The sequence below is a fragment of the Eubacterium maltosivorans genome (genome assembly GCF_002441855.2).
Lineage (GTDB): Bacteria > Bacillota > Clostridia > Eubacteriales > Eubacteriaceae > Eubacterium > Eubacterium maltosivorans.
Window position 1 is genome coordinate 1,732,921 of sequence record NZ_CP029487.1, and the last position, 20,498, is coordinate 1,753,418.

18 protein-coding genes are annotated in these 20,498 nt (G+C 45.1%); 1 reads left to right on the plus strand and 17 read right to left on the minus strand.

Going from position 1 to position 20,498, the window contains the following annotated elements; genetic code table 11:
- Nucleotides 1-5: 5 nt before the first annotated feature.
- The 7 genes from CPZ25_RS08355 to recD2 form a co-directional block, all read right to left on the minus strand.
- Nucleotides 6-1,022 carry a gluconeogenesis factor YvcK family protein gene (locus tag CPZ25_RS08355; RefSeq protein ID WP_058693697.1) on the minus strand — a complete coding sequence of 339 codons (1,017 nt, stop codon included), beginning with the start codon at nucleotides 1,020-1,022 and terminating at the stop codon, nucleotides 6-8.
- 29 nt (nucleotides 1,023-1,051) lie between these two features.
- Nucleotides 1,052-1,924: an RNase adapter RapZ gene (gene rapZ / locus CPZ25_RS08360; RefSeq protein WP_074618124.1), complete on the minus strand. Its 873-nt coding sequence runs from the start codon at nucleotides 1,922-1,924 to the stop codon at nucleotides 1,052-1,054.
- A 20-nt stretch (nucleotides 1,925-1,944) separates the two neighbouring features.
- Nucleotides 1,945-2,676, minus strand: a complete 732-nt coding sequence (locus CPZ25_RS08365) for a PHP domain-containing protein (RefSeq protein ID WP_096920357.1) — start codon at nucleotides 2,674-2,676, stop codon at nucleotides 1,945-1,947.
- Nucleotides 2,676-3,584: a UDP-N-acetylmuramate dehydrogenase gene (gene murB, locus CPZ25_RS08370; RefSeq protein WP_074618122.1), complete on the minus strand. Its 909-nt coding sequence runs from the start codon at nucleotides 3,582-3,584 to the stop codon at nucleotides 2,676-2,678. The genes CPZ25_RS08365 and murB overlap by 1 nt, the downstream gene beginning before the upstream one ends.
- A gap of 111 nt (nucleotides 3,585-3,695) precedes the next feature.
- Nucleotides 3,696-4,481: a tyrosine-protein phosphatase gene (locus CPZ25_RS08375; protein ID WP_096920356.1), complete on the minus strand. Its 786-nt coding sequence runs from the start codon at nucleotides 4,479-4,481 to the stop codon at nucleotides 3,696-3,698.
- A gap of 101 nt (nucleotides 4,482-4,582) precedes the next feature.
- Nucleotides 4,583-5,323 carry a ComF family protein gene (locus tag CPZ25_RS08380; protein ID WP_167495194.1) on the minus strand — a complete coding sequence of 247 codons (741 nt, stop codon included), beginning with the start codon at nucleotides 5,321-5,323 and terminating at the stop codon, nucleotides 4,583-4,585.
- Nucleotides 5,316-7,526 carry an SF1B family DNA helicase RecD2 gene (gene recD2, locus CPZ25_RS08385; RefSeq protein ID WP_096920354.1) on the minus strand — a complete coding sequence of 737 codons (2,211 nt, stop codon included), beginning with the start codon at nucleotides 7,524-7,526 and terminating at the stop codon, nucleotides 5,316-5,318. The genes CPZ25_RS08380 and recD2 overlap by 8 nt, the downstream gene beginning before the upstream one ends.
- A 292-nt stretch (nucleotides 7,527-7,818) precedes the next feature.
- Here recD2 and CPZ25_RS08390 point away from each other — a divergent pair, with 292 nt between their 5' ends.
- Nucleotides 7,819-9,327 (plus strand): IMP dehydrogenase, encoded by a 1,509-nt coding sequence (locus tag CPZ25_RS08390; RefSeq protein ID WP_058693690.1) that lies wholly within the window; start codon nucleotides 7,819-7,821, stop codon nucleotides 9,325-9,327.
- Between the two features lie 72 nt (nucleotides 9,328-9,399).
- Here CPZ25_RS08390 and CPZ25_RS08395 read toward each other — a convergent pair whose 3' ends face one another.
- The 10 genes from CPZ25_RS08395 to CPZ25_RS08440 form a co-directional block, all read right to left on the minus strand.
- Nucleotides 9,400-9,795: an HsmA family protein gene (locus tag CPZ25_RS08395; RefSeq protein ID WP_058693689.1), complete on the minus strand. Its 396-nt coding sequence runs from the start codon at nucleotides 9,793-9,795 to the stop codon at nucleotides 9,400-9,402.
- Nucleotides 9,796-9,928: 133 nt separating this feature from the next.
- The gene (locus CPZ25_RS08400; RefSeq protein ID WP_096920353.1) at nucleotides 9,929-10,198 is read right to left on the minus strand and encodes a hypothetical protein; all 270 of its coding nucleotides are present in this window, start codon (nucleotides 10,196-10,198) and stop codon (nucleotides 9,929-9,931) included.
- A 117-nt stretch (nucleotides 10,199-10,315) separates the two neighbouring features.
- On the minus strand, nucleotides 10,316-12,601 hold the full coding sequence (locus tag CPZ25_RS08405) for a bifunctional diguanylate cyclase/phosphodiesterase (RefSeq protein ID WP_167495195.1): 2,286 nt from the start codon (nucleotides 12,599-12,601) through the stop codon (nucleotides 10,316-10,318).
- 184 nt (nucleotides 12,602-12,785) lie between these two features.
- Nucleotides 12,786-13,055, minus strand: coding sequence for a pentapeptide repeat-containing protein (locus tag CPZ25_RS21165; RefSeq protein ID WP_096920351.1), 270 nt, complete (start codon nucleotides 13,053-13,055; stop codon nucleotides 12,786-12,788).
- A 49-nt stretch (nucleotides 13,056-13,104) separates the two neighbouring features.
- On the minus strand, nucleotides 13,105-14,244 hold the full coding sequence (locus CPZ25_RS08415; protein ID WP_096920350.1) for an aldo/keto reductase: 1,140 nt from the start codon (nucleotides 14,242-14,244) through the stop codon (nucleotides 13,105-13,107).
- 171 nt (nucleotides 14,245-14,415) lie between these two features.
- Nucleotides 14,416-15,060, minus strand: a complete 645-nt coding sequence (gene kdpC, locus CPZ25_RS08420) for a K(+)-transporting ATPase subunit C (protein WP_058693684.1) — start codon at nucleotides 15,058-15,060, stop codon at nucleotides 14,416-14,418.
- Between the two features lie 16 nt (nucleotides 15,061-15,076).
- Nucleotides 15,077-17,149, minus strand: coding sequence for a potassium-transporting ATPase subunit KdpB (gene kdpB / locus CPZ25_RS08425; protein ID WP_058693683.1), 2,073 nt, complete (start codon nucleotides 17,147-17,149; stop codon nucleotides 15,077-15,079).
- A 17-nt stretch (nucleotides 17,150-17,166) separates the two neighbouring features.
- Nucleotides 17,167-18,852 (minus strand): potassium-transporting ATPase subunit KdpA, encoded by a 1,686-nt coding sequence (gene kdpA / locus CPZ25_RS08430; RefSeq protein WP_074618116.1) that lies wholly within the window; start codon nucleotides 18,850-18,852, stop codon nucleotides 17,167-17,169.
- Between the two features lie 59 nt (nucleotides 18,853-18,911).
- Nucleotides 18,912-18,989, minus strand: coding sequence for a K(+)-transporting ATPase subunit F (kdpF, locus tag CPZ25_RS21170; RefSeq protein WP_090413834.1), 78 nt, complete (start codon nucleotides 18,987-18,989; stop codon nucleotides 18,912-18,914).
- Nucleotides 18,990-19,531: 542 nt separating this feature from the next.
- Complete coding sequence (locus tag CPZ25_RS08440; RefSeq protein ID WP_096920349.1) at nucleotides 19,532-20,368, minus strand: class C sortase; 837 nt, start codon at nucleotides 20,366-20,368, stop codon at nucleotides 19,532-19,534.
- Nucleotides 20,369-20,498 lie beyond the last annotated feature (130 nt).

Consider the following 20,498-nt stretch of genomic DNA (forward strand, 5'->3'; position numbering starts at 1 on the left):
TTCCGTTATTTACTGTTTACATAGGCTTCAAAAATTCGTCTTGCCAGAAGATCTGCATCGTGACGGATTCTTCCATTTTCAACGATGATAAAATCATCGGTCACATACTGATATTCTGGCAGCATTTCTCCAATTTCCACTTTCTCGGAATTGTATTTTTGATACTGACGCGCCACATAATCTGGCAGATCTCCACTGTTAAAGACACAGTACTGAAAAAGCCTGCGCTCTTTTATTTTCAGGTGCGCTTCGATGGCGCGGATATGGTCACACTGGGTATAGCCATCGGTTTCTCCAGGCTGGGTCATGATGTTTCCCACATAAAACTTACGCCCTCTGTTTTCCTTGATGGCAGACTCGATTCCACCCACAAGCAGGTTTGGAATAACGCTTGTATAAAGGCTCCCCGGCCCTATAATGACAATATCCGCCATTTTGATGGCCTCGAGCGTTTCTTCCAGGGGCTCGATTTTATCTGGCTTCAGAAAGATTTTTTTGATCCGGCAGTTCTTTTCGCAGGCCGTCTTTGGGATCTGCGATTCTCCCACGACGGTTTCGCCGTTGTCCAGACTGGCATTGAGGGTCATGTCGTCCAGTGTGACGGGCAATACCCGGCCTTTAATCTGAAGAACGTCTGAGGTACGGCGGACTGCGTCGTAAAAGTCATTGCTGATACCGTTCATGGCCGCTAAAAACAGATTTCCAAAATTGTGCCCTTCCAGCCCGCCTTCTGTAAAGCGGTAGTTGAACAGGGACTGCATGACGTTCTCGTCGTCGGCCAGTGCCAGAATGCAGTTTCTTATATCGCCTGGCGGTAAAATGCCCAGATCCTGACGCAGCATTCCAGAGCTGCCGCCGTCGTCTCCCACTGTTACAATGGCGGTAAGGCGGTTGGTATACTTTTTCAGTCCTCTCAGTATAACGGACAGGCCCGTACCGCCGCCCAGCGCAACCACCTTGGGGTTACGGACGGTGACGATATCCTTCAGGGTAAACTCCCTGATATATTCTTTCATTTCCATGTTTTTCTCCTAACAACCTCTAAGGCTTTTTAATTGGCCTCCCGGTCCTTTGTGATGTCACGGTGGCTGATCTTAGTAAGATAGCCTTTTTTCCGGAAAGCCTCCTCGATAAGGTAAGCAAAGGTGACGGAGCGGTGCTGGCCGCCGGTACAGCCAAAGGCAACCTCCAGATGCTCCTTCCCGACCTTTCTGTACTGGGGAATAACGAATTCGATCAGGTCCTCGACCTTTTTATAGAATTCGCGCGCTTCCTCAAAGGACATGACATAATCACGTACTTCCTGGTCTTCACCGGTTTTGCTGCGGAGTTCTTTTTTGTAAAATGGATTGGGGAGAAAACGGACGTCAAAAACAAAATCTGCACTCATTGGCAGCCCGTATTTAAAGCCAAAGGACGCGATGTTAATCTGTGTAAAGGCTTCGCTTGTTTCTGACTGCAATATTTTTTCAAGCGTTGCCTTCAGCTCTTTGTTGCTCATATCGGTTGTATTAATCACGTAGTCCGCTTCCTGCCTGAAGGTGCTCATCTTTTCTCTTTCCAGCTTAATGGATTCGGAAAGACTTCCGGCAATACCTGTCAGGGGGTGCTTTCTCCTCGATTCCTGATAGCGGGTGATTAGTGTCTCATCATCGGCCTCCAAAAACAGCATTTCAATGTCTCTGCTGCCGCCCTTAAAATTGATAAGGGAGTTCTGAAAGGCTTCTGAGAAAATATCCCCGCGGATATCGGTTACCAGCGCCAGCTTCTCAATCTCGGCGCCAGTATTCTCACACAGCTCAATAAAGGTTTTAATCAGTTTTGGTGGAAGATTATCGACACAAAAATAGCCCAGATCTTCTAAAATCTGTATGGCCTGTGATTTTCCTGCTCCTGATAAACCAGTGACGATAATAGTTTTCATAGTTTCTCCCTTGGGTGTTATTATTCCTCAATATTGACAATGCGTTCACAGGGAACGCCGGCTTCTTTTAGGATGGCCTCTGCTCCCTGCACCTGCCCAAGAGCCTGGATGCTGTGCGCATCGCTGTTGACGGCAAACTGTACGTTGTACTTCAAGGCGATTTTGAGCTCCTCGCTGTTCAAATGACTGTGTCTCGGGTTAATCTCGAGAATAACGCCCTTTTCAGCCGCTTTTTTAGCGATGGGCTCAATGTCCACTGGCAGCTTATCGCCAGGGTGGGTAATCATCTTAAGCTCATATCGGTCCATCATCTTCAGATAGGCTCTGGTGTTAACCTTTCGTGTTTTCTCCTTCATAAACGGGAAAACCACAGTCAGATAATTTCGAATGGCAAAGCGAAAAACGTCTATTATGCTGGCTGGTATGTAGCCGTAATGGTATCCGGCATAGATCCAGTCGCAGTATTGCCGCTCTTCTTTTCCGATATCAATGCTGCCGTCAGCTCCGGTGATATTGGATTCCACCGAAAGGTAAACCTCAATATCGTCGTACTTTTCATTGAGCGCATCAATTTCCCGGCGCATTTTTTCGAAATTTTTTCTGCGCACGCCAAACATGGGATGGCTTCTGCCATGGTCCGAAATGACGATTGCCCGGAGGCCGAGTGCACGTGCCTGCTCTACCATTTCTTCAATGGTATTTTTGCCATGGCTGTAGGTCGTGTGGGTGTGCATATCGCAGAGTAGCTTCATTATTCTCCTATCATGATTACTTCGGTGCGCATATCCACACCGTAGTCCTGTTTTACTTTCTTTTGAATGGTCTGAATCAGGGTGATAATATCGTCGGCCGTGGCATTGTCTTTGTTGATGACAAAGCCGCTGTGCTTTTCAGATACCTGGGCGCCGCCGACGCAGTAACCTTTAAACCCGCAGTCCTGAACCAGCTTTCCGGCAAAATATCCTTCGGGACGTCTGAAGGTGCTGCCTGCACTGGGGTATTCCAGAGGCTGCTTGCTCCTTCTGCGCTCGTTCAGGTCATCCATCTTTGCCTTAATGGTATTGTAATCCCCTTTTCTTAACAACAGATTTACACCAGTGACAAACCAGGGGTTTTCCTGAACAATGCTTTTTCGATAGCCCATGCGGCATTTCTCAATAGGCAGCTCCAATATTTCACCGTTTTCTGTCACGACTTCAATGGACCGGATAATATCCTTCATTTCGCCGTCGTAGGCGCCGGCATTCATAACAACAGCCCCTCCCAGTGACCCCGGGATTCCTGAGGCAAACTCCATACCGGTCAGGCAGCCTTCAAGGGCCGCCTGGGCGACATCCTTAAGCAGCGAGCCTGGCTCTGCGCTGATACTGGTATCCTCTACCATGATTCTGCAAAGCTGACGGGTTTTTATCATGACGCCGCGGTAGCCTTTATCCCTGACTAAAAGGTTGGTCCCGTTGCCCATTACATAAAAAGGGACATTGTTTTTACGGCAGCAGGCCAGTACGTTTATGAATTCCTCACAGCTCTCGGGCACCACCAAAAAATCCGCTGGCCCTCCTACTTTAAAGGAAATATGGTTTTTCATGGGTTCATCGCATAAAATCCTTTCTGCTGCAATGACATCCATTAGTTTATTTTTGATTACTTCTTTATTCATTCTTTTACTCGTTCCTTCCAAAGGGTATCCGTATTATTATACCATACTAAAGCTGACGATAACATTAAAAAAAGCCATTCCTTTTAACAGGATTGGCTTTTATTATATTGATTAAAGGAAGGTTCTCCCAATGACGCTGCTCGTCACTTCTTCTGTATAGGGGATTGGGTTGACCGCTATGCCGCCTTCATTCCTAATCAGAAGTTCTGGATTACGGCACATGATCCGATTCCACGCTTCTTCCCCGATAAGGGCAACACCGGCTACTCTGGCCTCGGGATAACGCTCATAGCCCTCTACCTGATGGGCGTCGCTCCCCATAAGCTGCACCATATGATGCTTAAGCAGAATCTCAAGTGTGCGTCTGGAGGGCTCGCCGTAATAACCGATGAGGCTCAGATAATTGCATTGGATCAGGACGCCGTTTCTCATAAAATCCAGAAGCACGTTGGGATCATCCTGAACAAAATCATAGCGTTCTGGATGGGCTAAAATAGCCTTATAGCCCCTTTCTTTAAGCTTCTGCATAAAATTCTGAACGCCGATGGCTGTGCCGCCGTGCCGGATTGTCTCTACAAGAAACCACGGAGTACCCGCCAGGGTGGTAAACTCTTCTTTATCGATTAAATCGACCAGCTTGTACTCATATAAAAGCTCGCTGCCGAGATAGAGCTCCAGCTCCAGGCCCGCGCGCTCCAGTATTTTTTTCAGGGTTTCACAGCGTTTTTTATTTTCTGCCACAGGTGAGGTAAAGTTTTGATAGCACATATAGTGCGGCGTTAGGACAACGCCTGAAAAGCCGACTTCCTTCGCCTTAAACAGCATCTCGACACTGTCCTCAATGCTCTGGGCGCCATCATCGACACCGTATAGTACGTGGTTATGCATATCAATCATTTTATCATCCCCCTGTGTTTCGCTAGCTCTATTATATAAGAAATTGAAAACATTCGCAATGAAAACTTAAATAACTTTGGGTGTTAAACCGCAGTCTCACCCTATTGCGCGCCGGCGCAGACCGCTGTATATACCGCCCTCGCCCCTGCCCGCTTCAACGCCTGGGCGCACTCCCGCAGGGTAGAGCCGGTCGTATTGACATCATCCACCAGCAATATGGTCTTTCCAGCCACATTCTTTTCCTGCGAGACCGCGAAGGCGCCAGTCAGGTTTACCAGGCGTTCCTCACGGCTCAATCCGATCTGATGGGGGGTATCGTAAAGACGCTTCAGGACTTCTCTTTTATAAGGCAGGTTCAGGGCGTCTGCCAGCCCTGCCGCCAGATAGTCGCTCTGGTTATAGCCGCGCTCCTCCAGACGTTTTTCGTGCAGGGGAACTGCTGCCACCAGCTCCAGCTTTTCTGCCCAGTCCTTTTCTTTAACAGCTTCAGCCATCTGCCGGCCGATCCAGCTGCCGAGCTGGGGTAAATGCCCGAATTTCAGGCTGTGCACCAGCTTCTGTCCCGAGCCGATGTAATGCAGCCACACCACCCCACCGTCCAGCACCGGGTCTCTGAGCGGTCCGCAGTCACCACAGAAATCCATTCCCTTTTCAGAAAGCGGTTTTCCGCAGTATTTACAGGCAGGCATGATTACCCTTGGCAGAGACTGCGCGCAGCGCTCGCACAAATAGCTTTCTGTCCTGAAAAGCACCTTTTTGCACACTGGGCAGACCCCGTTTGGCAAGAACAAGGTCTCTCTTAGAAATGCCTTTACGCCTGCCCTAAAACCGGATTCAGACATTGAGCTCTCCATACATTTTAATCCGCTGTTTGAGGGCTGTGCGCCGTTCATTGGTGTCGCCGGACTTAACCATACGATAAAAATAATTTTGAGGACCAATGAGCATCAGCATCTTTTTAGCTCTGGTCACTGCGGTGTACAAAAGCTTCCGGTTTAAGAACATGGGCGGTCCACCCACCATGGGCATGATGACAACCGGGAATTCACTCCCCTGGCTTTTATGAACGGTCATGGCATAGGCATGGGTGAGTTCGTCGAGCTGATCAAACTCGTAAACGACTTTTTTGTCGTCAGTCAGCAGAATTTCAAAGGTTTTATTGTACTCGTCAATGCGGGTAATATTGCCGATATCACCATTATAAACGCCCTCGCCAGTTTCAAAACCATGAATATCCTCCCACTTAAGCTTATAATTGTTTTTGATCTGCATGACCTTGTCCCCCTCGCGGAACACCACTGTGCCCAAGGTCTTTTCCTTTTTATAGTCCGCCGCAGGATTCAGAACCTCCTGAAGCTCCTTATTCAGTGAAATAACGCCGAGCTTTCCCTTTTTAATGGGTGAGATAACCTGGATATCCTTCATAGCGTCAAAACCTTTTTTCTCGGGAATACGCCAGGCAACCAGGTCCAGAATCGTATCAAGCACTTTATCTGGGTCCATTGTTCTTATAAACATAAAGTCAGACTGGTTATTGATCTCAGGCATCATGCCCTCATTGATGGCATGGGCGTTTATGGAGATCATGCTCTCCTCTGACTGGCGGTAGATGCGGTCCAGACGCACTACTTTTACCACGTTGCTTTCAATCAGGTCCTGTAAGACGTTTCCTGGCCCAACGGAGGGCAGCTGGTCGGCGTCGCCTACCAGAATAAGACGTGTGCCAGGCTTGATGGCTTCCAGCAGGCTGTTGAGCAGCACAATATCGATCATGGAGGCTTCATCCAGTATGATGGCGTCGACCTCCAGCGGGTTTTCCTCATTCCTGTTAAAAGACGGAAAATCATCGTCACCGGAATAATCGTACTCCAAAAGGCGGTGGATGGTCTTTGCTGGCTCGCCGGTCGTTTCTGTAATGCGCTTGGCCGCGCGGCCCGTGGGCGCTGCCAAAACGGTTTTCATCCCAAGGCGTTTAAAAATATAGACAATACCATTGATAATCGTTGTTTTACCTGTGCCCGGCCCCCCTGTAATAATGGCGATTCCGTTTTCGATGGCGGTTTCTATGGCCTCTGCCTGGCGGTTATCTAAACGAATGCTCATGTCCTCCTCATAAGCCGCGATCATGGCTGGGATGTCGACCGTCTGCGTTTCAAAGACTGCACCTGCCAGACGCACCATTGACAAGGCGGCGTTATCCTCGGCCTCAAAGAGTGCAGAGGGATAGTAGGCGGGCTCATCGTCGATGAACTCCAGACGCACGTCTCCCCGCAGGGCCAGCTCCTGAAGCTGGAATTCAATGTCTTCTTTTGGAACCCCGAGAATGCCTGCGCTGTACTCGATAAGGTCTTTTTCGGTCATATAGGTGTTTCCCCTTGCGTAACAGTCCTGAAGGCAAAAGCTGATGCCTGAGAGAATCCGCTTCGGGTTCTGGGACTCAAAGCCCAGCTGAGCGGCAATCTGATCGGCTATTTTAAAGCCAATGCCGCGCACATCCTTAATAATCTGGTAGGGGTTATCCAAGAGAACACGCACCGTATCGCTCTGATAGGTTTTATAAAGCTTCATGGCATAGGTCGAGGAAATGCCGTACTCCTGGATTTGGATCATGACATCACGGATTTCTTTCTGCTCGCTGTAAACCTCTTTTATTTTGTCGAGCGTCTTTTTACCGATACCGTGAACCTCGCTCAGCCGATCCGGATGATTATCCAAGATATCCAGCGTATCCGTTCCAAAATGATTTACGATCTCGATGGCGGTCTTTTCGCCGATACCGGGCAGGAGTCCTGAGCTCAGATAACGGATAACGCCTTCCTCGGAGGTTGGGAGATCGAGGGCATAGCTCTCGATCTGGAACTGCTCGCCGTAGCTCTGGTGCTCCTTCCAAAAGCCGGTCAGCTTTAAAAACTCGCCCTCCTTCAATTCCTCAAAGTTGCCGACAACGGTTACCATCTGGCCGTCCACGTCAAAATCCGCTACGGTATAACCGTTTTTGTCATTATGGAAAATAATATGATCTACTGTTCCTTTTAAGGTCTCCATAAATATCCCCTTCGTTATTGTTAAAAACATTATACACCAACGTACGCCTGTTCGCAATCATTTCACCTTTAATTTGACAACGGTTAACAGTTTAATTTCCCCTAAAAAGCCGACCTTTCGCCTTGACAGTTTGACTGAAAAGCCATATACTAAATCTTACAACAGATCGTACTGACAAACGTACCAGAATTACATTCAATAAGCAATAGCCTCAAATTATCCGTGGTTATTGCTTTTCTTGTAATTAAGTGCTGATTTATTTTATTAAAGTAAAGAAGGAGAAACTAAATCTATGGCTTTTTATTTTGAAGAACCGTCCCGTACCTTTAGCGAATACCTGCTCGTACCAGGTTATTCCTCTTCACAGTGTATGCCGGCCAATGTTAACTTGAAAACCCCTGTCGTCAAATTTAAGAAAGGTGAGGAATCTTCAATATATATGAATATTCCCATGACCTCTGCTATCATGCAGTCTGTATCTGGCGAAAAAATGGCCATTGCTCTGGCGACTGAAGGCGGCATTTCCTTTATCTACGGCTCACAGAGTGTTGAAAACGAGGCGGCAATGATCGCCCGTGTCAAGGCTTACAAGGCCGGTTTTGTTCCCAGTGACTCTAATGTGACTCCGGACGCCACCATGCAGGACATTTTAGACTTAAAGGAAAAAACAGGACACTCTACGGTTGCCGTAACCTCTGACGGTACTGCAAACGGCAAATTTGTCGGGATTGTCACCAGCCGTGACTATCGTGTCAGCCGTATGGACCCTTCTACCAAGGTCAAGGAATTTATGACCCCGCTCGAAAAAATCATCTACGCTCCTGAAGGCACCAGCCTGAAGGAAGCCAATAACATTATCTGGGACCACAAGCTGAACACCCTGCCGATCGTGGCAGAGGACGGACGTCTCCTTTATTTTGTATTCCGTAAGGATTACTCCTCACACAAAGAAAACCCTCTGGAGCTTTTGGATGCTCAGAAACGCTATATTGTCGGCGCTGGTATTAACACCCGCGATTACGCCGAACGTGTGCCTGCACTGGTGGAAGCCGGAGCGGATGTCTTGTGCATCGACTCCTCAGAAGGCTTCTCTGAATGGCAGAAACTGACCATTGAGTGGATTCGCGAACATTACGGCGACTCTGTAAAGGTAGGCGCCGGAAACGTGGTTGACCGGGAAGGCTTCCGCTTTCTGGCTGAAGCGGGCGCTGACTTTATTAAAATTGGTATCGGCGGCGGCTCTATCTGTATCACCCGAGAACAGAAAGGCATCGGACGCGGCCAGGCAACCGCTGTTATCGAGGTCGCCAGAGCCCGTGATGAGTATTTTGAAGAAACCGGTGTTTATATTCCCATCTGCTCTGACGGCGGGATTGTCTATGACCACCACATTACGCTGGCACTTGCCATGGGCGCTGACTTCGTCATGCTGGGACGTTATTTCTCCCGTTTTGACGAAAGCCCGACCAACAAGGTTAACATCAACGGCAGCTACATGAAGGAATACTGGGGCGAAGGCTCCAGCCGTGCCCGCAACTGGCAGCGCTATGATATGGGCGGCGACAAAAAGCTTTCTTTTGAGGAAGGTGTTGACTCCTACGTGCCCTATGCAGGCCCATTGCGCGATAATGTCCGCCTGACCTTAAGCAAAGTGCGGTCCACCATGTGTAACTGCGGCGCGTTAAATATTCCTGAATTCCAGGAAAAAGCCAAGCTGACCCTGGTATCCTCTACCAGTATTGTGGAAGGCGGCGCTCACGACGTTATGCTCAAGGATAACGGTATGTCTCCAGTTAAATAAGATCAGCCTCAAAACCTTTATAAAAAAAGCACTTTACATTTTATCCTGTAAAGTGCTTTTTTATGACCTCTCTTATGCGGACATCCCGACAAAAGCGCCTAAAATATACGGAATCAGCCAAATTGCCCAGACGACAATACTGAACTTATGAAAGGCTTCCTTCTTTTTCGCATCGCCTTTGTTAAGCACCCATGTGGCCCAGACTGCATGGAACAGCATCAGGGCAATGGCGACAACACCGGTGACACTGTGCAGCATCTGAGCCCCCGGTGATATGACCTTAACCCCTGACCGGGCAATGAGACTCATGATAGTGGTACCCGTTGTATCGCACAAAAGCCCAAGCCAGAAGATAATAACATGCTGTTTTTTCAGCGTTTTTGCCTTGCGCTCACCAAATACACCAATGGTATAAAACACCAGCGCCAGCGTGATGGTAATAATGGCCAGAATCAACTTTGTATCCATAACTTCCTCCTTTTCTGTGAATTTTACCAGTATATTATCATTCCCACTTTCGACTGATAATAAACATTAAATTCTATTTTAACACAGATTTCAGAGGTTATTTTGATTATCCTTCAAATTACAATAATTTATCTTACATATACAGAATCTCACAGGCGGCTTCCTGCTCTTCTGTCCGTTCATGCCCCTCCAAAAGCCATCGTCCATTCCAGAAATACAGATACCTTACCTTTCCCTCAATCAGACAGGTATAGCGCACAGCTCTGCCGCCGGACAACAGAACGTGCCGGGTGTCCAGAACCTTGCTAATACGGAATTGCCTCTGGTCTGTAAGCAGGGTGACCGGAATCCTGTTCTGATCAAAGCAAAAACCAACCTGTTTCACATCATAATATACATTCATTCGATCAGCTCCTTTTTTCAAGAACATTTATTTGAATATATTATATTACCAAAACAATCGTTCGTCAATGTTTTTTATCAGTAAAAAAACGGCCTCCCATTTGGGAAGCCGTTATCCTTAATCTTTCAGAACATCAATAGACCGTCCATTTAACTTTTTAACCATCTCATCAAATTCCATGAGCGGCATAGGCTTTGAAAATACATAGCCCTGCACAACGTCGCAGCCAATTTTCTTTAAAAATTCGACCTGTTCCATATCCTCAACGCCTTCGGCAATGGTCTTGATATTTAATTCCTTTGCCATAGCCACGGTATTTGCGATGACCACCTGTTCTCTATGAAGGTCTGTCCCTTCCTTGAAGAAAAGAATATCAAGCTTCAAAATATCAATGGAGAGGTTTTTCAGCACGTTTAATGAGGAATACCCCGAACCAAAATCGTCCAGGGAACAACGGAACCCATTTTTCTTCAGCATTTCGACTACATTCTTAAACGCACCGGAATCATCCAGCATCACGCTCTCTGTAAATTCCAACTCAAGCAGAAAGTCTGGAATCCGATATTTCTGTTTAATCCCAGAGTAATATTCTACAAAGTCTTCCTGAAATAAGCCAAGCCGCGAGACATTGACCGCCACGTTAAGGATTGGTCTTCCTGCGTCCAGATAGTTCCTCAACCACTGGCACGCCTTCTCAAACATATACCGGTCAAGATCAACAACCAAACCCGTCTTTTCAAACAGTGGAATAAACTCGCCTGGGGAGATCATCCCCCTTTGGCTGCTGTTCCAGCGGGCCAGAGCTTCGGCGCCGGCAATAATGTTCCCTTTCTGTATGTTAACCTTAGGCTGCATATAGATGACAAACTCTTCTTTTTCAAGCGCCTCCTTGCCTAGGGCTTCCATCTCGGTTTCCTTTATAGTCTGATTGCGAATTTCTTCGGTATAAAAAGTCATCTGGCTGCCGATTTGGTCCTTGATGGATTTCTGCGCCATATTAGCACGGTCAATCATGTCGTTAAGGGTCAGCTGCTCAGACTGGTCATCGGTACAGTATACACCCATACAAAGCTCGATGGGCAGATGTCTGGCTTTATCCATTACTGTTTCCGAGATTTCCCCGACCAGCTCATTGAACCAAGCCGTAAGCTCAACACGCTCATGATAGGAACGGATGCCTGCAAAGTTATCCGCTGAAACGCGGCAGAAGAGATCATCCTTTCTGCTGTGCTCTAACAAAGTATCCGATAAGCATTTCAGTATTTTATCGCCGTTCTCATAGCCATACAAATCATTTAAAAATTTAAACTTCTTTATATCGCAGTACCAGATTCCATAGGGCGCATTTTTATTCTCTTTCAGTACTTCTTCTCCATCAATGCGAAAACGCACGTCATTTCGCTGGCCCGTCAGGGGATCGACGTAGGCGGCTTTCAGCAGCTCATTCCGGCTTTTCGCCATAATTTTGCTTTGATGATATAAAAGATAAAGGAAAATCAGGCAGGCCGCCAGCACAATAACAATCATACCAATGGCAGTCTTATTATAGTAATCTCTGACGATGGACTGGGGAGCAGCGGTTAAAATAAACCAGCCATTGACACCAACAGGCTCTAATACAGCCATCTCTTTTCCTTCATCGCTGTCATAAACAAAGTTGAGACTTTCACTCTTATTTAAGGCTTCATTTAATTTTTCCTGTTCCTCGACAGACAGTATCCCAAGCTCATTCAGCTGAGTCACATTGTCATATCGTTCACCGGTCTGGACTGAGCGCATGATCATTTCGCCGTTGCTGTCAATAATATTGGTAAAGCCCCGGTCATTAAAGACTGGCGCGTCAATTATCTTACGGAGCACTGACGCATCATTGACTGCACAGAGTACCCCGACAACCTCATTGTTATGTCGTATAGGTACAGCGTAATAATTAATATAATGCCCTGGATTTATCGGATCTTCAACAGTGCGTGAGATCACATCCTTACCTGCTAAAGCGTCGTTGAAAAAGTATTCCCTTGAAATATCAACATTTTTATGGGTATCCCCATTAATATCATAAAAATCAATGATGCCGTTTTTATCTGAAAAACCCATCCGGATAAAAACATTGTTGTCATTGATCCGCTTGAGCAGCTGACCGACCTGGTCTGCATTTAAAACATCTAAATCCCCCACACACTCGGCAATACCGTCCAGGGTTTGAAAATCACCGCTGATCTGCTTTTCCACAGCGGTCTGGCTCTGCTGAGCCGATTCATTAAGGTAATTGGCGCTTTCCTGCTGATTCAATCTCATAATGTGAAAAATGAACAAAAGACTGAAGGCAAGGAATCCAATACAGATAATGACTGCAATCACATAAGTTTTTACAAAGCTGTGCTCGTTATCTTTATCAATCATCCGTTTCCCTTTCATCATCTCAAATTATTTTAACTCACATTTATAAGAAACCAAGCTAAAATAGACTTGTTTTTATTTTACATGATAATTCGTATAAACACAAGTAATTTGGCTGATTTAAAGGGTGTCTTTTGTCCCTGCCACACTTCTTTCGTCTATTGTCTTTTCCACATTTCTGGGCATGTTATAAATTCAGGCAACTTAGTATACTCATTTTCTTTTGCGCTGTTAACCTGAGTCTGAGTTGAAAAACCCTTTCACTCAAATCTGCATTCTTAAGGTTCGAATCTCTGAGATCTACCCCCAGAAAATTAGCGCCTCTCAGTGAGCATCCCTCCAAATTGGCTGCGATGAGCAGACTCATGCTAAAGTCCTGTCCATCCAGCACTGCTTTTTTGAAATTTCTGCTGGTATAATCTACTGTTTTTTTGCTCACGACATGTCTCCAGATCATCCTTCAACAGCGCCGCTTCATTCAGTTTACATTTGTATTTTCACAACGATTATAAGCCAGCCGGCTGATTTAGTATATCCACAAAATCCGTCATGGCGGAGGAAATTTTCAGCTGCTGAGGACAGACTTCCTCACAGCTTTTACAGCCAATGCAAGCGCTTGGCTGCTTTTCTTCCGGCAGCGCGCCCACGGCCATCTGTGTGATGACGCTATTGGTAAAGCGGGCGTCATTATAGATGGACAAAATGGTCGGGATATCCAGCTCTTTCGGACAATAGGTGGTACAGTAGCGGCATGCCGTGCACGGCAGACTGTCCACCATGCTGTCTGCCACTTCCAAAAGGCAGTCCATTTCCTTCGTGTTTACGGGCTTTTCTTCCTCATAAACTGCCATATTGGCCTTTAACTGTTCTTCATTTGACATGCCTGAAAGAACCATTGTCACCTCAGGGATCGACTGTAAAAAGCGAAACGCCCATTCTGGCGCGCTGGCTTCTGGACGAAATGTTCTGAGCTTTTTCATATTCTCATCGGAAAGGCTTGCCAGCTTACCGCCACGGAGCGGCTCCATCACCCAGATCGGCATATGGTACGCATTGAGCAGCTCTACCTTAGCCCTGGCATCCTGAAGCGTCCAGTCCAGATAATTTAACTGTATCTGACAAAACTCCAGCTGATCGCTGTAGGCCTCCAAAAAGCGCTTGATGGTATCATACCTGCCATGGGCAGAAAATCCCAGATGCTTTATCCGGCCAGCGGCTTTCTGTTTCAGAAGATATTCCATGATTCCATTTTTTTCATCCATATAGGGATCAATATTTTTTTCATACACATTGTGGAACAGGTAAAAATCAAAGTAATCTACACCACATTTTTTCAACTGTTCTTCAAAAATTTCCTCTACCCGGCTCATATTAGACAGATCATAGCCTGGAAATTTTGTAGCCAGATAATAGCTTTTGCGTGGATAATTGCTCAGTATTTTTCCCATCACAATCTCTGACTGGCCGTTATGGTAGCCGTATGCTGTATCAAAATAGTTAATCCCATTTTTTATGGCATCGTCGACCATTTTTGCGGCTGCCGCTTCATCAATGGCAGCATTCGGGTCATTATCTTTTACTGGAAGGCGCATTGCGCCAAAGCCAAGGGCTGAAAGCTTTAAATCCTGAAATTCTTTATAAATCATTTTAACTCCTTTTTATGCTTGTTCTATAAGTCTTAGCTTAGCACTTGGAGTCCACTTCAAGTCAAGCTTTTTTTCAAAAAACGATAAACAACCGTATATGATTGCCCTGCAAAATATTGCTGGCTCATATACGGTTGTTATAAATTTTTTACCTTGTATTAAAAAATACGTTTATAAAAGACCCATTTTTTGAGCGATCTCAATATTTACTTTTAACACATTTACACGATCCTGACCAAAAATACCTAAAAATTTACCTTCTGTATTATCGGCAATCATTTGCCGCAGCTCATCCTCAGGAATGCCGCTCGCCTTTGAAACAGCTGGAACCTGTATCTCAGCAGATGCTGGTGAGATATCCGGGTCAAGGCCTGAGCCAGACGCCGTCATCAGGTCAGCTGGAATATCCTCGCGTTTGACATCTGGATTGGCTGCTAAAAATTCATTGATGCTTTCTTCTACGCGGGCCTGCAGCTCAGGATTACTGTTTCCATAGTTTGAACCACCAGATGCGACGCCTGAATAGTTCGCCTCTCCAGTTTCCGGATCTACCTGCAAATCTTCTTCTGTGTAAGTATTGTAATTATATGCCGAAACACGTCCCTTTAGGAAATATGGCTCTGTGAACTGCTGACCAACGTGTTCCGCTCCCACTTCCCTGCCATTTACAGTAATGATACTCCCATTCGCCTGATGGTTAAAAGCAAGCTGACCTATCCCCGTCAATGCGAGCGGATAGAGCAAACCGCATATTACCAACAAAGCAACGGTCACTAATAAAGCAGGCTTTAAAGTTGTCGTGATGATTTCTTTCATTTAAACCAATCCTTTCTTACATTCCGAGCCCGATCGCCATAACTAACGGCGCAATGATCAGGTCTATGAGTTTTATTCCTATAAAGGGAACCACCACACCGCCAAGACCATAGATCAAAATATTGCGCAGCAGCATCGACTCTGATTTCATGGGCTTATACTTGACACCGCGCATTGCCAGCGGGATTAAAAGTGGAATAATTACTGCATTAAAAATTAACGCAGCTAAAATAGCGCTGTAGGGAGTCGACAAATGCATAATGTTAAGAATCTGCATCTGAGGAATTGCCAGGGTGAACATTGCCGGAATAATCGCAAAGTATTTGGCAATGTCATTGGCGATGCTAAAGGTTGTTAAGGCGCCTCGTGTAATTAACAGCTGCTTTCCAATCTCAACAACTTCAAGAATCTTGGTTGGATTTGAATCGAGGTCCACCATATTGGCGGCTTCTTTTGCAGCTGTTGTCCCACTGTTCATCGCCAGGCCGACATCTGCCTGTGCCAGTGCCGGGGCATCATTTGTCCCATCTCCAGTCATCGCGACCAGCTTTCCTTCAGCCTGTTCTTTTTTGATGGCTTCAATCTTATCCTCAGGCTTACATTCTGCGATAAAGCTGTCAACGCCTGCTTCCTTCGCAATGGTGGCCGCTGTCAAAGGATTATCGCCGGTACACATAATGGTTTTAATCCCCATCTGGCGGAGGCGGGCAAAACGTTCTACCAGTCCGGGCTTAACAGTATCCTTCAGATAAATAACTCCATAGATACGCTCATCAACACACACGACCAGAGGTGTGCCGCCAAGAGCCGCAACCTTATTGACGGTTTCTTCAAGATCTCTTGGAATAACACCGCCTAATTTTTTGACGCGTTCTATAATGGCATCTGAAGCGCCTTTGCGGATCGTTGTACCATCCGGCAGATCGATACCACTCATCCGGGTTTGAGCGGAGAACTCAATAAACATTGCATTTTTTGCTTCTTCTGTTATTCCCTTTGTATTAAGTTCTTTGCCTAATTCAACCGTCGATTTGCCTTCTGGTGTCTCATCATTAAGAGAGCACATAACCGCATAATCCGTCAAATCGCTTTTGCTTTCCACGCCAACAGGGATAAAATCTGCCGCTAAGCGGTTACCATAGGTAATCGTCCCTGTTTTATCCAAAATCATTGTATTGACATCTCCGCAGGCTTCAACGGCTTTACCGGACATTGCAATAACATTAAACCGGGTGACACGATCCATTCCGGCAATGCCGATTGCAGAGAGCAGCGCTCCGATGGTCGTTGGTATAAGGCAAACCGCCAGAGCAATCATAGTCGAAATCGGAATCTGGACTCCCGAATAGCCCGCAAGTGGATATAATGTAACAATTACTAATAAAAAGATAATGGTTAAACCAACTAAAAGTGTTGTCAGGGCAATCTCATTTGGTGTTTTTTGACGCGACGCGCCTTCAACCAGCTTGATCATCTTATCTAAAAATGATTCGCCCGGGTCTGCTGTAATTCTGATTTTCAGCCAGTCACTGACGACGGTTGTACCACCAGTAACAGAGGCAAAGTCGCCCCCTGCTTCGCGTACTACCGGCGCTGATTCACCCGTAATGGCTGATTCGTCCACAGAAGCAATTCCTTCGATGACCTCGCCGTCATTCGGAATCATCTCTCCTGCTTTTACTAGCACAATATCGCCCTTCTTGAGTTCATTTGAGCTCAGTGTTTCTTCACTTCCATCTGATTTTATCACTCTGGCCTGTGTGTCTTTTTTGGTTTTCTTTAATGATTCTGCCTGTGCCCGGCCACGTCCTTCTGCGACCGATTCAGCAAAGTTTGCAAAGAGAACCGTAATCAATAAAATAACTGCAACAATGCCATTATAAAGCCTTAAATGACTGATGTCCCCAATATCTCCAAATAAAGTTGGAAAAATGGTCAGTATCAATGAGATAAAAAATCCAATTTCAACAACAAACATCACTGGATTTTTAATCATATAGGCTGGATTTAGTTTTTTAACCGATCCAATCAAGGCATCTTTGAGTATATCGCTTGTTATAAATTTCGTTTGTTTTTCTTGTTTACTCATTTACAATCCTTCCTTTATTAGAACCACAATGTAAGATGCTCTGCAATTGGTCCAAGTGCCAGAGCCGGGAAGAATGTCAGCGCGCCGACTACATAGACGATCAAAACCAGTAGAATCATGAACATAACGTTGTTTGTTTTCATCGTACCAGCACTTACACTGACAGACGCTTTATTCATCAGGGAGCTTGCAAAAGCCAGCTGGAGAATAATCGCTAAATAACGGCCAAAGAACATTGCCAGGCCGGCTGTGACATTCCAGAATACGGAGTTATCAGCCAGTCCTTCAAAGCCCGAACCGTTGTTGGCGGCCGAAGAAGCGTACTCATAGAGCACCTGGGATAATCCATGGAAACCTGGATTGGTAATGCCATCAAGACCAGCCTGTACCGATACCGCCAGGGCCGAAAAGCCTAAAATCAGCAGTGGATGGATAATAATTACCAGCGCTGCCAGTTTTACTTCCCTGCTTTCAATCTTCTTTGTCAGGAATTCGGGCGTACGGCCAACCATCAACCCGCAGATAAACACTGTTAACACCGCATAGGTTAAAATATTCATTAATCCAACGCCTTCACCGCCGAACACACAGTTCAGCATCATATGAAGCAGCGGAACCATACCACCCAGAGGTGTCAGGGAATCATGCATGTTATTAACCGTACCCGTTGTAAACGAGGTGGTGACTGTTGTGAACAATGCTGACTGGTCAATTCCAAAACGAACTTCTTTACCTTCAAAATTGCCCATGCTCTGATTTAGGCCTACTTCAGCCAGTGCCGGGTTGCCAGCGTGTTCAGCCGTCATACATACGCCAAGACCAATAATGAAAATAATGGCCATCGCGCCAAAAACCATCCATCCCTGCTTTTTGTCCTTGATCATAAGGCCAAAAGCAACGACCAGAGCGCCTGGAATGATCATCATTGACAATAATTCACAGATATTTGTTAAAATTGTCGGGTTTTCAATCGGTGTCGATGAATTCGCACCCAAAAAACCGCCGCCGTTTGTCCCTAAATGCTTAATAATTTCAAGCGCCGCAACAGGTCCGCGTGCAATATCCTGCAAACCACCTTCCAATGAAGCAACCGTTGCAGTTCCCAATAAAGTCTGTGGAACCCCCTGTGAAATAAGGAAAGTCCCCAAAATAATGGATAATGGCAACAAGACGCGGGTGGTAATACGGATAAGGTCTGAGTAAAAATTTCCCATCGCTTTTCTGCCGTCTTTACCGCCAGCCAGACCTCTGATAAAAGCCACACAAACACCATAACCCGATGCCGCTGAAACAAACATCATATAAATGATGACAAGCATTTGGCTTAAATAGGAGAGGCCGGATTCGCCTGAGTAATGCTGAAGGTTTGTATTTGTCATAAAACTAATGATTGTGTTAAATGACAAACTGGCTTCCATTCCCTCAATCCCATTTGGATTGAAAACAGGTAAAAATTGAATTCTTAAAATGATGTAACCAATAAAAATCATAAAAGCATTTGTGACGACCAGCGCAACAGCGTACTGTTTCCAGTTCATCTGTCGATTCATATCGACACCGCATACTTTATAAATGGCATTGTCAACTCTGTCAAAGACCGGATCTGCAAAGGTCTTTTTATTGGTTGCGATGTGATAAATATAAGTTCCTAATGGAAAAATAATAATCACAAACAATGCTAAAGTTAAAGCAACTTGTAACATTTAGTACTCCTTCATCTCTTTTAATTTTAGTGCTGCTATCTCAGCAATATATTTATTTTTTAAAATTTTTCTGGATTTATAAGTGCATAAGTGAGATAACCAAACATTGCCACAATAATAATTCCAAGTATCAGCATTTTTATTCCTCCTTCTTGACAGGACTTTTTTTGTCTACCTGCTTACTGCAAAAAACAGTGAAGCCCAGCATCGAAACGATACAAACAATTAATGTTCCTACCATCATTACATCCATCATTTTTTATTCCTCCTGTTTGCCTATTTGATATTGCTAATTTATTCTATCTGTTTTCATATAAATAAAGTGTATATAATTTAAAAAAGATATTAAGAAAAAATAAAAATATATTTTTTTAATCTATAACATAAATAAAAAATATTTCTTTGTTATTTTCAACGATATCCCTATCTTCTTGATTTCTCTGGGTGTTTGTCATTGTCTGCATATGATTATATACAGAGACGAATAAATATTTTGTTAATGTTTTTTTGTTTCTGTTAAAATACCATAAAATTCATGCGATAAAACAAACCCTCGAAAGGCTTTATATAAAGTCTTTCGAGGGTTTTCTGTGTCTGCGGATTATGGCTGCTCCTTTTTTAGCAGTTATGCTATATCGATTTTGGCGTCAATTTCATCAATTTTTATCTGAACACTTTCTCATTTTTTTCGGATAATTCTGAAAAGAATCATCATTACGAGAATACTTCCCGCTCCAATGAAAATGACGTAAGAGTACTGGCGCATCCACTGGCTGCCTTCTTTAACCTCTGTAGAAAGCGGCATTTCTTTGTAGTCTGTCCGTATTCCCCGCACCAAAAGCCTGTGGGAATTGACCCCATAGGGTGTACAGGTGACAAGGGTCGCGTAATCCTGTCCTGGTACAATCATCAGATTACGGGTGTCCTCAGGCTCCACCACATTAATCTGGTCTACCTGATAGGCCAGAATCTCATCCAGGGTATGAATATAAAACAGATCGCCCAATTTTAAAAGCTCTAAATCACTAAATAGTTTTTTTCCAGGACTGCCGCTGTGGGCGGAGAGTACCGTGTGCGTTCCCGCCCCGCCGATTGGAAGCGAGGTTTCAGGCAGATGTCCCACTCCCTTTTCCAAAACCTCGTCAGCAGTGCCATGATAAATGCTTAATCTCTGATTAATAGATGGAATATGGACATACCCCATAACACCATCATGCCTGAAATTAAGCAGATTATTGTATTCATCATTTTTTTTCTGTCTTAATGCCTCAGGATCAAAAGGGTCTGTCAAAATCACATCGCCATTTTTCAAGGCATCATTATATTCTCTTGCCCGACACTTTTCCTCTGCAACGGCACTATTCTCAAGCCTCAGTACAATGTCATCATAATCCATCACCACAGTTTCCTGCGCGTTTTCATAAAGAAAATTGCTGAGAAAAGGATAAAATGCCAGGAGTGCCCCAACACAAATAATTCCAAAGGCCGCAAATTGTATAATACAGTGTTTTTTCAAGACGTCTCCTTTCCTTTTTTACTTGCATTTTTTATGGCCTGGTATATGCTGAATTTTTGTTTTTCAAAATGATCATAAAGGGATCATCCGAAATTTTAATCTTTTCAAAAAAAACAGACCTCCCTGCAAT